14 protein-coding genes are annotated in these 16,829 nt (G+C 35.2%); 7 read left to right on the top strand and 7 right to left on the bottom strand.

The window, feature by feature from the left end; translation table 11 throughout:
- The first annotated feature begins 125 nt into the window (after positions 1-125).
- Positions 126-788: a hypothetical protein gene (locus tag TY19_RS01530; protein ID WP_052354721.1), complete on the top strand. Its 663-nt coding sequence runs from the start codon at positions 126-128 to the stop codon at positions 786-788.
- Positions 785-3,160, top strand: coding sequence for a hypothetical protein (locus tag TY19_RS01525; protein WP_042279413.1), 2,376 nt, complete (start codon positions 785-787; stop codon positions 3,158-3,160). The genes TY19_RS01530 and TY19_RS01525 overlap by 4 nt, the downstream gene beginning before the upstream one ends.
- On the opposite strand, the gene TY19_RS01520 is transcribed toward TY19_RS01525, so the two are convergent.
- Positions 3,157-3,888: a dienelactone hydrolase family protein gene (locus TY19_RS01520; RefSeq protein ID WP_042279411.1), complete on the bottom strand. Its 732-nt coding sequence runs from the start codon at positions 3,886-3,888 to the stop codon at positions 3,157-3,159. The two genes, TY19_RS01525 and TY19_RS01520, sit on opposite strands and share 4 nt — an antisense overlap.
- Before the next feature lie 260 nt (positions 3,889-4,148).
- Between TY19_RS01520 and TY19_RS11480 the strand changes: the two genes are divergently transcribed.
- The 5 genes from TY19_RS11480 to TY19_RS01495 all read left to right on the top strand — a co-directional run bounded on the left by TY19_RS11480 (position 4,149) and on the right by TY19_RS01495 (position 10,591).
- Entirely contained in the window at positions 4,149-6,053 is a 1,905-nt protein-coding gene (locus TY19_RS11480) for a cytochrome c biogenesis protein (protein ID WP_052354720.1), read from the top strand.
- 231 nt (positions 6,054-6,284) lie between these two features.
- Positions 6,285-6,743: a hypothetical protein gene (locus TY19_RS01510; RefSeq protein ID WP_039359086.1), complete on the top strand. Its 459-nt coding sequence runs from the start codon at positions 6,285-6,287 to the stop codon at positions 6,741-6,743.
- Entirely contained in the window at positions 6,727-7,884 is a 1,158-nt protein-coding gene (hemW, locus tag TY19_RS01505; RefSeq protein ID WP_042279409.1) for a radical SAM family heme chaperone HemW, read from the top strand. Before TY19_RS01510 ends, hemW begins: the two co-directional genes overlap by 17 nt.
- Before the next feature lie 212 nt (positions 7,885-8,096).
- Positions 8,097-10,187, top strand: coding sequence for a hypothetical protein (locus tag TY19_RS01500; RefSeq protein ID WP_042279407.1), 2,091 nt, complete (start codon positions 8,097-8,099; stop codon positions 10,185-10,187).
- Positions 10,188-10,204: 17 nt separating this feature from the next.
- Positions 10,205-10,591, top strand: a complete 387-nt coding sequence (locus TY19_RS01495) for a hypothetical protein (RefSeq protein ID WP_042279405.1) — start codon at positions 10,205-10,207, stop codon at positions 10,589-10,591.
- A gap of 296 nt (positions 10,592-10,887) precedes the next feature.
- On the opposite strand, the gene TY19_RS01490 is transcribed toward TY19_RS01495, so the two are convergent.
- From TY19_RS01490 to TY19_RS01465, 6 genes are all read right to left on the bottom strand, one after another.
- Positions 10,888-11,604: an SAM-dependent methyltransferase gene (locus tag TY19_RS01490; RefSeq protein WP_042279404.1), complete on the bottom strand. Its 717-nt coding sequence runs from the start codon at positions 11,602-11,604 to the stop codon at positions 10,888-10,890.
- An 8-nt stretch (positions 11,605-11,612) separates the two neighbouring features.
- Entirely contained in the window at positions 11,613-12,644 is a 1,032-nt protein-coding gene (gene holA, locus TY19_RS01485; protein ID WP_042279402.1) for a DNA polymerase III subunit delta, read from the bottom strand.
- Positions 12,645-12,750: 106 nt separating this feature from the next.
- The gene (locus TY19_RS01480) at positions 12,751-12,984 is read right to left on the bottom strand and encodes a hypothetical protein (protein ID WP_148300613.1); all 234 of its coding nucleotides are present in this window, start codon (positions 12,982-12,984) and stop codon (positions 12,751-12,753) included.
- A gap of 302 nt (positions 12,985-13,286) precedes the next feature.
- Positions 13,287-14,354, bottom strand: coding sequence for an aspartate-semialdehyde dehydrogenase (asd, locus tag TY19_RS01475; protein ID WP_042279398.1), 1,068 nt, complete (start codon positions 14,352-14,354; stop codon positions 13,287-13,289).
- Between the two features lie 5 nt (positions 14,355-14,359).
- Positions 14,360-15,859: a leucyl aminopeptidase gene (locus tag TY19_RS01470; protein WP_042279396.1), complete on the bottom strand. Its 1,500-nt coding sequence runs from the start codon at positions 15,857-15,859 to the stop codon at positions 14,360-14,362.
- 256 nt (positions 15,860-16,115) lie between these two features.
- Positions 16,116-16,592 carry a single-stranded DNA-binding protein gene (locus TY19_RS01465; RefSeq protein WP_042279392.1) on the bottom strand — a complete coding sequence of 159 codons (477 nt, stop codon included), beginning with the start codon at positions 16,590-16,592 and terminating at the stop codon, positions 16,116-16,118.
- Between the last annotated feature and the right edge of the window lie 237 nt (positions 16,593-16,829).

Genomic DNA, 16,829 nt, shown 5'->3' with positions numbered 1-16,829 from the left:
TAAATCCTTGTATTCGCCCAATCTGATCAGTTTTTTGAAATATCTCTGATTATTTAAAGATTTAGCTTAGTGATAAATATTTTGAAAGAATAAACTCTGAGTCCTAAATATAACGATTAAAAACAATGGCTAACTTTTTTCAACCACGCACTTGGATTTTATTTTTTTTAATTTTCTTTTGTAGTTGTTCTCGATCAACTTCGCATTTACCTTCTTCTTACTTTTGGCAAACGTTTTGTGCCCGTGAAGAGATGAAAGACCAAGAAAGAATTCTTCTTTATAGAGCGCTTATTCCTCAATCTTGGATACGTCAAGACCCTTCTTTAAAAGACTCCTTAATCGATACGACTTTGCCTATTTGCGAGTTTTATGCTAAAGAAGGCAATGATCAAGCACGTATCACAATTCATACATTTCCTATTAATGAACAACAATTAAGAATTCCTCCCCTGGCCCAAATTGAACGCTGGAAAAAACAATTTGAAGATTTAGACCTTTTGTCTGTCAAAGTGACAACCCAATCACATGGAGGATTTATTGGACTTTGCTTAGAAGCAGAAGGAACTTATCAAGGACAATTGCAAAAAATGTTGGCTTGGAGTATGCATTTATCTCCTGAATATGACAGGCAATTAAATAATCGAAAAGATCAATTAAAATACCGCTTGATGAGAGCAGATTATACCATAAAAATTGTTGGCCCGGCTTCTTTGATTAATAAACAACGTAAAGCTTTTCTTCAGTTTGCTAATAGTTTTGAACTTATTGAAGAACTTCCTTCCCCATGAACAATTGGACTAGACGTTGTTTTCATTTTTTAGGCGGCGTCTATCTGGCGATTTTTTTGATTAGTGCTCTCGCCTTAATTGTGATTGCCGGTACATTTTTAGAATCTTATACTAATTCTCACCTCTTCGCCGCTGAATGGACTTATCATAGCCCTTTCTTTTTAAGTTTACTGGGTTTGATGTTTGTCAATATCCTTATTTCTGCTCTTCGCCGATGGCCTTTTCAAAAAAAGCATATTCCTTTTCTCATTACGCATCTTGGATTATTAATGGTCATTGGAGGAACAATAATTAAACAACAAATGGGAATACAAGGAAATCTAAGTTTAACAGAAGGAAGTGGAAGTCAAACGCTTTTGATTCCCCATACTTTCGCACTGAAAGTAGAACAATTAAATCCTCCTTTTGAAACATCTCGTCAAGAGATTCGCAAAGTGGCTTTAGAAGGAGGACCCCATCTCCATCAATTCGAGCAATTTCCCAATTTAAAATTAAAAATTTTAGGACATGCTCCTCATGTCAATGAACAATGGGAAACCTGGATTAAAGGAGAAAAAGCTTATTTTTCAGGTATTCCTCCTTTTCCTATTCAAAGCTGGCAGACAGACATTCCTTTTCCCAAAGGGATTCTCCTTCCTTTATCAACCTCTACTTCTGCGTGGCTAGCCTTAGCTTTACGAACAGATCATTTAAAAGAAAGTTTAAAGAATTTTTATTTGGAAAATTTAACAGTTCGACTCACTTCCAAAACCCAACCAGACATTGAATTAGAGATTCCTTTGCAACTTGCTTTAGAAAAAGGAATTTTATTTGAACAAAGAAAGATTCACTTTGATTTAAATTTGAACTTTTCTTCCATTCAAGGATTGGCGCCTCCGACGCTTAATTTATCTTGGAAAACACCTTCCGATATAGAACAATCTATTCAAATTGCGCTTCAAGGCAATCACTCACTTTATATGCAATATAAAAACTCATGGACTCTTTCCGCTCCTTTCAATGTTGACTTGATTCGCCCAACCCCTGCCCTTCTCATCGTAGAAGATCGGCAAAAAAATACCTATTTATTTGCATTTGATAAATATGGGAGAGTTCATGAAGAATCGTTTAAACAAAATCAATTTTATAACTTGATTGCTTATGCACAAGGGCATGGAGGTTATGTTGTTCAAGCAGAAATTCCATTTCCTTCTTTCCCGGCAAGTCGCCTAGACAAAGAAAAAGCTGATGAATATTTTTTACAGAACCAACTTCAACAAGTTTTTTCTTCAACAAACACGCTTATTCCTCCTTTAAAATTATTTCAACAAGCTTGCCAACGGTCTGGGCATAACTTTGTTAATGCCTTTGTGGAATTTTTGCATGTCTGGAATGACAGCCACACCCCTCTTTTTTCTTCTTTATCGCTAGCGTCTCCCACTTTACAGGAGTCACTTTCTCATTTAAATTGGGAATTAATTCCAAAAGAGGATTATCATGGATGTCGATGGACGTGTCTTTTTTTTGAAGATCTTCAAAAAACTTTACAAGCTGATCAAGATTTGCTTGTTATTCTGCATGAAAAATCATGGCCTGGTTTGAAAACTTTAGTGACAAAAGAAAGCAAAAAGGAAATTTTATTAACTCATCTTACCCAACAAATTTTTTCTGCTTCCCCTTATTTACCCCCTCCCCTCATTGAAGAAAAAAGTGTGCTCTATCAAGCCCAGCTACTCTCGGCTTATTTTAAAGCCTATGACATTGATTATCATACTTTAATTCAAAGAGGAGAAGTTGGTGAAGAAAATTATGAACGTTTATACGCGATGCATCCTACAGCGAAAGAAAAAATTTTATTAGAGACACCCCTGACTTACTACCATCAAACAAAAGAACCCCTGCAAAAAAAAGAGAATAATCGCCCGGCTCTTTTCTTAGAGGCTATAGAAAATGAAAAAAAACAAATTATTTCCCTCGCCTACGATGAGTCAGCAACAGGATTGAAATGGCCCATTTTAAATGGACAGTATCTTATTCGTTTTCAACCTCAACAAATTTCGCTTCCTTATCGCTTAAGGCTTCGACAAGCAAGGCAAATTAATTATCCTCATACGCAACAAACTTATAGTTATGAGGGGGATGTTTTAATCACTAATAATAATCAAGAAGAAATAGCCTTAACCTTGAGCATGAATAAGGTTTATGAAACCTGGGACGGATTTCGCTTTTACTTGGCGGGAATGAAAACAGCTTCTCCACAAACGGCTAATCATGTGCAAATCATTGTCAATCAAGATCCAGCTAAATATCTTTTAACTTATCCAGGTGGATTAATCGTGACCATAGGGACAATTCTTCTATTTTGGCTGAAACCTTACCGGAAAAGGGATTAAAAAATTTCCTCAAAAAAATTTTTCATGGCAAGCCAAGCTCGATCACACGTTTTAGGCTCATAAAACTTCCCACCTTTTTTATCGTTCTCTTCAGGATTTGTAAAAGAATGCCCAGCATTTCCATAAGTAATAAATTGCCAGTCTACATTGGCATCGGTCATTTCCTTTTGCAAATGGAGCACATTATCTACAGGTACATAGGGATCGTGGTATCCATGCAACACTAATAAGGAACCTTTTATAGATTTTGCAATCGAAACGGTTTTCACATTATTCCCCTCTTTTTGACTTCCTAATATACCATGAAAACTGACAACACCCTTCACATCAGCCCCACTACGTAATAGTTCTATCACTGTCAACCCTCCAAAACAAAATCCAATTGCGCCAATCTTTCCTGCATCAACTTCCGGTTGTTGGACTAAAGCCTGCATAGCACCAAAAATACGCTTTTGCAGAAGTTGTCGATCCATGAAAAGAGGCTTCATCAATGCGCCAGCTTCTTTCCCATTTTGCGCTACTCTTCCCTCACCATATAAATCCACTGCAAAACCGATATATCCTAATTTAGCTAATTCTTGAGCTTTTTCGCACACAAACGCATTTCTTCCCATCCATGTATGTGCAATTAAAATAGCCGGTTTTTTTTGTTTTGTTTCAGAAAAATTAACAAAATATCCTTTGAATATTTGATTATCTACCTCATAAACGATTTCACGATCTTTCATGGCAAATCCTTTTTCATTAAATAAAAATTAATACTTGTTATTTTTTTAATGTACCTAAAGAGAATTAGCTTTCTTAAGCTCTTTAAATATTCACTTTTTATTGCTATTTCAGCAATACTTGTTTAAATATATTTTAAAATTATTTTCGAAGCTCTTTTTCTAACTAGAATCCAAAAATTTAAACAGAAATAAATTTTTATTTTTCTCCACGAGCTTTATCGAGTCTTTGATCAAAAATTAGCCATATGATAAGGATAAGTTTGTATATTTCGATTATTAAAAATAAATTTACATTTTTTTTTCAAAATTTTCCTAACTCGCTAAAAATAGGCTTATTGTGGCTAATTCTAATAAGTGGAATGAGCCTATATGGAGATCTTAAAGGGGAAATAGAAGATTTTCCAGTCCTTTATAAAGGGCGTTTTCGGCCTGCTGATGTTTACGCCAGGCTATGGTTATACGATTTTTATCATTCGCAATCGATTAAAAATGAAGATCTAAAAACTTTCCGTACTCCTTGCTCTTCCGCATTAACTTTTCTTTGGCAGTTAGATCGCTTAGGACATCAATCGTTTATTTGTACCCCTCTTTTTTGGGTTTCTTCAGCAGAAATTAAACAACTAGCGAATTTAGATATCTTAAGTAATCGATTTAATTATCAAGAACTGAACTCTCTTACTCCTACTCCCTCTTTAAATCTGACAAATAAAGAAGGGGCAGAGTTTTCTCAACTAGCTCAAAAGCTCAAACAATTTAGTTTGATTGAGCAAGAAAACCCACAAGAACAGCTATTTCAAGAACGATTAAAATCTTTGCAAATACAAAAGTTATCCCCTCAACAAATTGAAGCTACTTTAGAACAAGAATTTCCATTGGTTGAACGTTTAAAACAAGCAGGAACGCTGTTTAAAGCCCTTCCAGGAAAATATGAAGAGGGAGACTGGATCTCTTTAAAAGCTTTTAAAATTAAAATTTTTGACAAACGAACCAACTGCTTAAAACCTATTGGTAATTTTACTCTTTATTCTAACGAAAACTTTGAGAGAATTCGCGATGCCTATTTTGCATGGGAAAAAGCTGTCAGCCATGAAAATCTCGATGATCAAAAAAAAACATACCATTATCTTGGCTTTTCTTTAAAAAAAGCGTATGCAACAATTGCGGGACACCCTTATCAGGAAGCTGCGGGTAAGGCGCTCTATTATCCGACATTGAATCAACTTTATGCCGAATATGCGTATTATCAATTTCCTTGGATTAAACTTCTTATTGTTTTGTACGGTTTTTCAGCTATTTTTTTGATGTGCTTTAAAAATATTTTAAATCCAAAAGTAAAACAAAGCATTCTTATGCTTTTAATTGTTACTTTTATGCTTCATACGGGCTTACTACTATGTCGTTGCTATATTCTAAATCGCCCTCCCGTGACAAATATGTTTGAAACAGTCATTTACATTCCTTGGGTGGCAACTCTCTTTAGCCTTACTTTAGCTTTTTTACGACGAAATACATTTGTTTTATTTAGCGCTTCACTTTCCTCATTTGTTTTATTAGTTATCCTTGAAGTTACCGATCTCAATCAAAGTTTGGACCAAGTACAAGCTGTTTTAGACTCACAGTTTTGGCTTCTTATTCATGTTTTAATTGTTGTAGGAAGTTACGGTATCTTTATTTTAGGTTCTGTATTAGGCCATTTTTATCTCTGTTTAGCTTTGATGCATTCTTCCAAAACTTCAACCATGCGCACTTTAGCACAGTTAATTTTACAAACTTTATATGTGGGAACAGCTTTTTTAATTACAGGTACAATTTTAGGAGGTGTTTGGGCAGCTGAGAGTTGGGGCCGTTTTTGGGACTGGGATCCCAAAGAATCTTGGGCATTTATTTCGATTTGTTTATATCTCATCTGTATTCATGCCTATCGTTTTCATCAGATTAGAGAGTTTGGTCTAGCGTTTGGGGCTGTCATTGGATTTTTAGCGATTAGCTTTACTTGGTATGGAGTCAATTACATTTTAGGGACAGGACTTCATAGCTATGGATTTGGTTCTGGAGGAGAGAAATATTACTACAGTTTCTTGCTAAGTGAAATTCTTTTCTTAATTTCACTATCCATTCTCAAAATTAGATTAATTCATTTGAATAAAAAGGAGGATAAGCCTTGATTTTTTTCCTCTCTAGTTTCTCCTGGAATTTTTTTTAAAAAAGAGAAGCCTTTCTTTTAATTCCTTCATTATTTATTTAAAAAGATTGAAAAAAGTTGCCAAAAACCCTACTATTTCCGTTCCACGTCATTTCGTTATCTGCATAAATTGGTTTTTTGAGATTAATGGCTATCTCTTTAAACAATGTGGAAACGTGGACAGATTTTAATTAATGGAAGTATCATGAAACATATCAAAAGTGAAAGATTAAAAAAACTCGAGACAGAGCTTAATGATCTCGAACAATGGTTAAAACTTGGACTAGTTCCCAAAAAAGATGTAGATAAACATAAAGAAGAAATTTTAGCTGTTAGGACAAAAATCGAAGAAGAAAAAGAAAGGCTGCAATTTCTTAAAGAAAGTGGAGAAGCGGAAGAATATATCACTCCCAAGCGAATCCCTGGTCGAGCCGGTTACAATGATATGCCTACAATCCCAGATATTGACATTGGGGAAACGATGGGTGGAAATGAAACTGGCTTCGATATGGAAACAGATGCCATCGAAGTTGAAAATACAATTGGTGCAAGGGAAGATGATGAAGATGGCGAAAATGAGGAAGAGGATGATGAAGATGACGAATCCTATTTCAGTGATCGCAATCGATGGCGACGTGGAGGAATCGTAGACCCAGATGCTAACGATTGGTAACCCTACTCCATCGGAAATCAGTCTGTATTTTCATATCCCTTTTTGTACAAAAAAGTGTAATTACTGCCACTTTTATGTCCTTCCTGATCAAGAGCCTTTAAAAAATCAATTACTGATTGCTTTAAAATTAGAGTGGAAGCGTATGCTTCCTCTCTTAATAAATAAAAGTATTATCTCTATTTATTTTGGCGGGGGAACCCCTTCCTTATTCAGCCCAGATCGCATTCAGGCTGTACTAGAAACGATACATCGTGATCTCCCCTTTGACTACTCAACAACTGAAATTACTTTGGAGGTAAACCCTGAAAATGGTTGTTTCTCCCTTATGCGAGCTTACGCTCAGGCAGGAATTAATCGAGTCAGCATCGGCATTCAAACTCTAGATCAAGAACTTCTTCACCTATTAGGCCGCTTGCATAGTCCTTCCTTAGCAAAACGATCTGTTTTAGAAACATATGAAGCAGGCATCACCAATCTTTCTATCGATCTCATGTACGATTTACCGCGTCAGTCCCTTAAACATTGGGAAACTACTTTACAAGAGATTGGTACCCTTCCTCTATCTCATCTCTCTTTATACAATCTCACAATCGAACCTTTTACAGTCTTTTTTAAAAAACAAAATTTTGTACGTCCCCTATTACCCGATGAAGAGACCAGTTTAGCCATGTATAATGCTGCCATCGAACACTTAACTAGTTTTGGATTAGAACAATATGAAATCTCCGCTTTTGCAAAGCCAGGATTCTATTCTAAACACAATACAGGCTACTGGTTAGCACGCCCCTTCATAGGATTTGGTCCCTCTGCATTTAGTTATTGGGAAGGAAAACGTTTTCGTAATGTCGCTAACTTAAAAAAATATCATCAATCATTAATTCTTAATCAATCCCCAATTGATTTTAATGAGCAATTAGATCCCATTGCCCATTTAAAGGAATTGTTTGTCATTCAAATTCGGCTCTGCCAAGGAATTTCTATCGCAGATTTCGAGCAAAGGCACGGGAAACTCTCACAAGAAACGTTAGAAACAATAGAACAATTCATTTTGGATGGTTTTCTCACCCAATCGAATCAAATTTTAAGCTTAACAAAAAAAGGTGTCCTTTTTTATGACACAGTGGCTTCTGAATTGATTTAGGATTTATGAAAATTTGTTGTTTTACTTAAGCACAATTTACCAATTCAGGGCTCAATAAAGAGCGTCTAAACCATTTTCACTAGCTTCAATTCAATCGATTTTTAAGTTAAAAATGTAAAAGAAAAAATCCCTGCTTATTCTAGTATCAGCAAATTTTACAAAATGGCATGCAACTTGCATTTCTGAATAAGAAATAAAAGAGGCAAACAACCATGATAAAAAACGATTCTAGTTTTTCAGATGTCCCTCGTAGTTATCAGATTAACCGCGAGCAAGTGATTCAAAATAAAATTCAACTCGACAAGATTTACGAACAACTTAAAACATCAAAAAACAGTAAAGAATTTGTTGTCATGCATGATGCATTAACAAACTTAAACCATAGCATGGCAAAGCTTAAAGAAGATATCGAAAAAATTAAAATAATTTCTAAAGATGACGAATTATCTAAAAAAGTTTGGAATACTGCGAATTCTCAAGATATTTTCACAGCATTAGATTCTAGCAGGTTACTCATTCAAAATGCACAAGAAAGTTATCAATTATCTCTACAAATTCTTCAAAACCATATGCCTTCTTCATTGCATACAACTGAACCAAAAAACGAATTCAGCATTAGCTATGTTCTTTTTGATAAACTATGGCAAAAAGAGAACGTCCTTCCTGAATCTTTTCTAGAAATGGGCCAATCTTTAGTTGAATTATATCAAAAAAATCCCACACAGCTAGAGCTTCTCACTAGAGCGCACCAATGCTGGGAAAAAGCTGCTGAATTATACGAAAAAAATAAGAATTATAGCCAAGCTTTTGAAATTCGCGCAAAAATTGCAAACGAAATAACAATCCCCCATACCCACCCTCTTTATGAATTAGAATCTAAAGTTGATGACTATGTAAAAAACGCTAATATTGCTCCGGATGATGGGGCTAAATTTGATCATTTAGATTCAGGTATATTAAAGCGTGGAATGTTATCCATTAGAAAACGTAATTTGGATGGAAAAGAAAAATTAGTGGCTAATTTCCATATCAGTCATTTTGCTAAGGAAAAACTACTCAGCACGATAAAAGCTATTCGCGAAAACAAAGAAGAATTTATTAAAAACTTGCCAGAACATTTGAAAAGCCAGTTAACGATACGCGATGTTGATAATGGATATTTTAAAAAAATAAGCGATGTCTACAGCAGTGATATCAGCCAAGGGATGAGGCTAGGAAAAGCAATAGAAATTGAATTCAAAGATATTGGAGTGATTCGCGTTGCTGCAGATAATGAATTTCACTCTATGCGTGATCGTATCGTAATTGAAGTTAATAAAAACACCTCTTCAGGATTAGAACAAATGAGCGCAATCTCCACCGTGATGGGATTAGGGCCTATTTTTGGAGTTGAAAGTTTTGAAGAAGAAGAAAGAAAAAAAATTATGTTGCTCTTTCGTACATTTTATCCTCAAGAGGCCTATCCGTTAGAGAATTTGCAAGACACATACGAAATTTCTATCGAAAGCCTTAAACAAATGATAATTGACCGACAACCAGATATGAAGGAAGTCTTTAAAGATTATTTATCAGGTGAAGGAAAAATGAAAAAAGTAGAAATTGCTCCAAATGCTTCTGTATGGAGCGTGCCTAATTTAGCAGATTTATTGCGTCATGAAGGAGCAATAGGCTTAATGGCTGGTTTTACAGGTGATCCAGAAGTTTTAGTATCTGTACTGACCCAAGGTTCTTTATGTTCTCAGGAAAGATTTGAGAAAGGCCATAACTTTGATGGAACAAGTGCTGGACAAGATCATAGACATGGAGGAGCAGGTTTTGTTTTTAGTCGGTTAATTAATCAAAAAATGGTAAATACACTTCGGGAAGAATTGATAGAATCGACTGGAAGTTATGAAGAGAGGCCTAGCAGTCTTGTCCAACGCTATCCACATTACGGAGAATATCAGTTACTTTATGATCTTTCAGTTATTAATACTGGAGCTTATGCCTATAATCAAGATCGCTATGGAAGTAAGTCTATAGAACACTATGGTAAACGAAATAACCTCATTGAATTTACAAAATCATTAGACGAAAATAGTATAAAAAATGAAGTGATGATTCGGGATCGGCTCCCACCTGATAAACTTCATAAAATACTTTTTTCAAGCGAAAGTAAAAAACAAATGCTTATTGATGACTTAAAAGAGAAAAATCTTATTATAGAAGAAAAAGGAAAACATTACATAAAAGGTTATAAGAGTAAAAGTATTGAGGAACTATTTGTTGTGGGGAAATATTTTACCAGTGATATGTGGAAATAAATAAGGAATGGTGCTTTATGAATAAAATATTTGATGCTGTCTATTATGTAGAGTCTTCCGATCTTGGAAAAGCCTATAATCCTGTTGCCATTAAACCTAAGTTTTTTTCCTATAAAACTAGAAACTATTCTGAGCAACGTTGCGAATGGCTTGATACAGATCGCGGAGCTTATTTTTATTATGAAACAGCCAATTTTATAGACGAGGATTCTGAGAAAGTCCCTCCTCGACAATTTAAATTGATTGGAGAAAATGAAGAAGAGATTACTTTTACTTACCTCACAACAAAATTATTCAAAGAAAAAGTTGCTGACAAAGTTGGAGGCTCTCTCAAATTTTCACAGGACAGTGAACTTCAAAATTATTATTTAGAAAAATTTTCTAAAAAAATGCATGAAGAATAATAGCTTTACTTTGTTGACAAGATTTTTGAATGAATACTTAAAAAAACGAAACAAGGGTTATTAAATGGTAGCATTTGTACATAGATCAATATTGGTTTTCATAAGTATTTTCCATAAAGAAAAAAGAGAAAAAAATCAAAGGTTTTGAAAAATCATGGGTAACAAAAAGCACAGCCATATTGAATAAATAAGGCATGCTATGATTGACACTAAAAAGTTTAAAAAATCGTAACTTTTCTTTTTCTCTTAAACCTACCATAGTCGATTAATCAGTTTATTAAAAAATCAAAAATAGATTAAACATACACAAGAAAAATTGCTGGTTTTTTTTCTAGATTAGGAAGAGTGCTTTTTTTCCAACTTTCAATCGTTTGGCAAATGACTCCTTGTGTAGGCATAGTTAAATCCCAGGCAATACATAACCAAGCCTGATCAGGCAAGGATTTTAAAGTCGATTCTAGTGTATGGGCATTTCGATAAGGGGCTTCCATAAAAATCTGAGTTGCCTGATCTTGTTGTGCTCTGTGAACAAGGTTTTTTAACTGAATTTGCCTTTTAGTAGGTTCTTTGTCTAAGTAACCATGAAAGAAAAACTTTTGACCTGGTAACCCAGATAGCATAAGCGCCATTAATAAAGAAGAAGGCCCTACAAATGTTTGAATATGTATTCCTTGTTGGCGGGCACGATGCACCAATTTTGAACCAGGATCTGCAATACAAGGAAGTCCTGCATCAGAAACTAATCCCCATCGTTCCCCTTTTAAAATTGGTTCTAAAAAAAAGTCTATATGTTCATCGGGAGTATGTTCATTAAACAAAGCAATCGGAATTTCGACTGCTGGTTTTTTGGTTGCAAATCGTTTTAAATAACGTCTTCCCTCTGTTTCGCTTTCAGCAATTAAGCCATCAATGGATTGAACGGCTTTCGAAACACTAGCTGGTAAAAAAACTTCAGCATGACGATGCTCACCTAAAAGGTTAGGTAATAGAAGTAAAGCAGGTTTATCACTCATAAATATCACTAAATTGTGCGGGTTAATTGAATCATTAATAGTTCCATCAATAATTTTTCATCAGCATGCGAATTTTTTACACGCATTTCGGTATTATCAATAAATAAAATTCCTTGTCTCAGTGAATCCAATCCATATCTTTGGGCTTGCTGAATGGTTCGATCTAAAAGATTTCCTTTTAAATAAGGAAATTCGTGAGAGATTTCCTGGGCAGCTTTCCCATTAGCTAACATAACGCAAATATGAAATTGCGTTTGAAACTGAGAGCGAATTTGTCGAAGTAAAGGTAAAAGTGATTGTCCCTCTGTCAAAAGCGATTGTGCAATCAAAATCGCTGCCAAACCATCCCGTTTAAAAAGAGCTTCTCCTAACTGCCAAATAGTATCGGAAGGTTGATAATTGCAGATTTTAATGATATCTTGCTGAGTAATTTCATTTCGATCTCCAATATAGCAAAGCAATTTTTCTATTTCTTGTATAAGGAGAGAGGAATCTAAGCCTGTTTGTTTAACCAAAAGCTGGCAGACCTGATACGGGATAATTTTTCGTTTAGCTGATAATTGTTTAGACGCCCATTCAATTAATTTCTTCTCTTTTTCCCAGGGTTTTGGTTCCGTTAATTCTAAAATAATCCCTTCTTTTTCCGCAGCCTTATAAAAACTAGTTTGCTTATTCCAGCTAGGAGCACTCAAAATTAAATATTGTGAGGAAGGAATTTGGGGAAAATATTTTTCTAAAGCCTCAATAAGATTTTTCTTTAACTTATCTGCGTTTTGAATCCAAAAAAGGCGTTTATCTGCAAATAAATTATGCGAGTAGAGCTCTGAAAACAATATATCTAACGTAGCTTGCGTTCCATCTATTATCTCAATTGATTCTTCTAAAACATTTGGAGAGGGGTGTAAGGCATGAAGAGTATGTTCAACGGCTTCCTGCTGCTCAACAGGATCTTTGCTTAAAATAAAATATAACCGACTAAAATGGTGGGGAGCCGCTCCTTCTAAATGTTTTTCAAAAGCACGGCTATTATCGTATTTCACAATAAATGAGAGATCCTTACTCTACGCTATCTATAAATTTACAATAGCTGATCTGTTAACAAATTAAGAAGAATAAGGATAGCTCATTAGGGAAAAACTTTCAACCTCAGACCTTTCGCTTTTCTAATCGTCGGCGAAGTTGCTCTCTTTTCCATCCTTCAGCTGTTTGAATGCGATGGGATCTAGAAAGATTTTTTGAAGCATCTTGTTCTTTTATTTCCAAAACTTCATTCACTTGTTCTTCAATAGGCGCTTCTATACCTATTTCATTTTTGGAAGTAAGTTTTGTGATCTGTTTATTTTCTGTTGACGCCTGAACAAAATTTTTGACAACCATCATACACCTCCTAAATGAGCTCATCTTACTGATGGACGATTGTTGAAGGTGAGTCAGATAAAAAAAATTAATTAGCTTTCTAATTTCTCTTTCTTAAATTTTTCTGACTCCTGTTTTCCACTTACCTTTTAAGTAATCTTTTCAACCTAGTTTTCTTTTAGCCATCTGGCACCTCCTTGTGCGATGTCTAAAACTTAGGTTTTAAAAGAAATTCAAGGACCTGGATTTAGCAATGCAAAGCGTGTGCCAACAAAAGCAACGTAAAAAAGAAATTTATATGTATTTGAAAACAAAATGATTATGATTTAAGACCAGTAAACCCAGCCTTTTTTAACAAGAAGCTCGGCATTGAGTAGAGCCGATCCTGCTGCTCCTCGAGTCATATTGTGAGAAAGCAGGGTAAATTTATAATCCATTAGAGAACAAGGACGTAAACGACCAATAGAAACAGCCATTTCTTTATCTAAAAGTCGATGAAATTTGGGTTGAGGATAAAAAGGATCATCAAAATAATAAATGGGATGTAAGGGAGCTGAAGGCAACTGAAATTTTTGTGGCTCACCAGAAAATTCACGCCACGCTTGAATGATATTTTCAGGAGATGTCGAGCCATTTAATTTGATAGATAAGCATGCAACATGCCCATCTATGATAGGTACACGATTACATTGAGCACTAATTTTAATCGAAGCAGGCTGAAGAGTAGTGCCCTGTAAATCCCCTAAAATTTTTAAAGGTTCGCTTTCAAGCTTGCCTTCCTCCCCCTTAATAAAAGGAATAATATTATCATTAATATCCAAACTTGCCACACCAGGATATCCAGCCCCAGAAATTGCTTGCATGGTGACAACATGAACAGCGCCTATCCCCAAAGGCATTAAAGGTTTTAAAGCCATAACCATTCCGATAACGGAGCAATTAGGGTTGGTAATAATCATGCCTCGTTGAAAAGGTTGGGATTTGGCTAATTCTAAATGTTCTGCGTTGACTTCTCCAATCACTAGAGGCACATTCGCTTCCATTCGATGATTGCGAGAATTAGAAATAACAAGATGGCCAGCTTCAGCAAAGCGCGTTTCAATAAATCCGGCAATCGATGAGTCTAGAGCAGAAAAAACTAGCTGACAATCTAAAGAAGTTTCGCAAGTAAGCACCTGCATTTGTTTGACTTCGTCTGGAATTGGAGTAGGCAAAGTCCAATGAACAGCTTCTTGATAAGTTTTTCCAGCTGATTTTTCTGAAGCACATAGAGCAAAAATTTCAAACCACGGATGCCTGCTTAAAAGTTGCACGAACTTTTGCCCTACACAACCTGTGGCCCCTAAAATCGCAACAGGAATTTTGTTACGAAAGAAGAAATCTCCGCTCATCATAAAAATTAATTTTTTACCATTGAAAGCTGCTTTAAAAACTCCACAAGTAATCTCACACCAACTCCAGATGCATATTTCGGCATGTATTTTTTAGGTTCTGTCACATAAGCTGTTCCTGCAATATCTAAGTGTGCCCAAGGAATATCTTTTCCAACAAAATTTTTGAGAAACATTGCTGCTACGCAGGAACTTCCTGAACGGCCATTCCAACTTTTAAGATCGGCAATATCTGATTTAAGTTTTTCTTGATATCCTTCATAAAGAGGCATACGCCAGAGACGCTCATATGTATTTTCTCCTGCCTGAATCAAACTTTTCGCTAACTGGTCATCTGTACTCATCAATCCCGAAGCTTCTGAACCTAGCGAAATTTCAATAGCACCTGTTAATGTAGCGATATCAATTAAACGAGAAGGCTTCAAATTTTGGCTCGCATAAGCTAAGGCGTCAGCTAATATTAAACGTCCTTCTGCATCTGAATTGGTCATTTCAACAGTTTTACCTAAATAGCTTCGATAAACATCACCAGGTTTAAAACTCGCAGCATCCACGCTATTTTCTGTTGCTGGAATAATGGCTGTTAAATTCACCTTTAAATCTAAATGACAGGCAGCTAGCATAGTCCCAAAACAAGCAGCACCGCCCGACATATCGCATTTCATGGTTTCTATTCCTCCCGTTGGCTTAATATTAAGCCCACCAGTATCATAAGTAACTCCTTTTCCAATAATTACGGTATGATCTTTTGATTTAGGATTTCCTTTATACTCCATAATAATCAAAGCTGGATCTAAATTTGATCCTCGATTAACAGCAAGGAGAAGGCCCATTTGCTCTTTTTCCAATCGTTTCTTATCAAACACGGTGGTCTTAATTTGGGAATACTCTTGAGATAAACCCTGAGCACATTTGGCCAAGTATTGAGGAGTAATTTCATCCGCATTCCCATTAATTAAATCTCTCGTATAATAAACACCATCACAAATTGCAGCAACTTCTTCAGCAAGAGCTAAAACGTGTTTATTCGAACTGATAAAGTTAATTTTCTGTAATAAAGTCTCTTCATCATCCTCTTCTTGCTTACTTTTCAGTCGATCGTAAACGTAGTTAGGTAATAAAAGACCTTCTGTTATCGCTTTAATAAATGCGTTCTCTTCTGTTTTATTAAACTCAGGCATTAAAATATTAAGCGTTTTTAACTTCTTTCCCAAACAAGCTTTTGCTAGACATCCATAGCTTTTTCTTAAAGCTTCGGTTGATACTTTATTTTTCTCACCAAGACCGAGCAAAGCCACTCGCATTTCTACTAATCCTTCTACATATAAAAATAAGGTCTCCCCTTCCTTTCCCTTAAAATCTCCTGTGTTAAACACAGAATCTAATGATAACTTTAAAGGATGCAAAGCAATCGCTGCTTCCGGCTGAGATGTGCCTTTCCAAAAAGGAAGTACTAAAACATCAGCTTTTTTTCTTTTTTCAATGTGTAAAGTTAAGGCAAATTCCATGAAATACTCCAAAGGTTAAAGAAAAATCTATATCGCATACTAAAAGTAAATTTGCAAACTCGAACCATTTATAAGGTGAATTTTCCTGTATCATTTCTTAACAATCTGCCTGCAAAATGATCTTAAAAAACAAACTAGCTCAACTTTAAAATTTATTTTTATTAATGAGAAAATCAGTAAGATGAATTTTATTTATAGATTATATGCGAATGATACAAATTTTTTTGTCATCATTCGCAATGTTTGCAAAAACCTTTTAAAAAGGTAAAGCATCATCATCAATAGTCGCGTGTTGACTATGTCCTTGCCCTGTAGCTGAGTAAGATCCATAATTAGGTTGTGGTCGGTTATAAGCGTTTTGATCATAAGGCATTTGCTCAGAGCCTTGCGTAGCAACATTACCTTGTTCAGCACGATCAGGATTTCCAAAAGGACTAAACTCAATCATATCAGCTGTTACTTCTAAGCTAATTTGTGTGCGCCCTTCTTTATCTGTATAGCTAGAAGGAGGATTCATTTTACCAACAACAATAACAGCACTTCCTTTTTTCAAATAAGAAATGATTTTATCTAATCGATCCCCCCAAACAGTAACACGTACCCAGATCGTAATGTCCTCTTTTCCCTTTCTATGATTGGTTGCAATGGTAAAAGCAGTCACTTTTTGTCCACTGGGCGTAAAACGTGCTTCAGGATCTTTACCTAAACGACCGGCAATATTTACAATAAACATATCTCATTCCCTCATTATTTATATGTTCAAATAATAGACTTCGTCCTTGAGATAATAAAGATATCACAAATCTTAATTTCGAGTATTTAAAAACTCAAAACTTTAAATGAGAAAATAGGAATAAAATGGGGAAATAGAGAATAATCTAAGTTTACTAACCGTGCTGCGGTCAAGTATCAAAGGGTGTTGGAAAGAAAAATTCTTAGGAATAAATTTAAAGTAAACCTTTCTTAAAAA

The sequence above is a fragment of the Candidatus Protochlamydia sp. R18 genome (assembly GCF_000648255.1).
Lineage (GTDB): Bacteria > Chlamydiota > Chlamydiia > Chlamydiales > Parachlamydiaceae > Protochlamydia > Protochlamydia amoebophila.
Note: the sequence above shows the minus strand (reverse complement) of the source record. Positions and strands in the feature narration are given on the sequence as shown.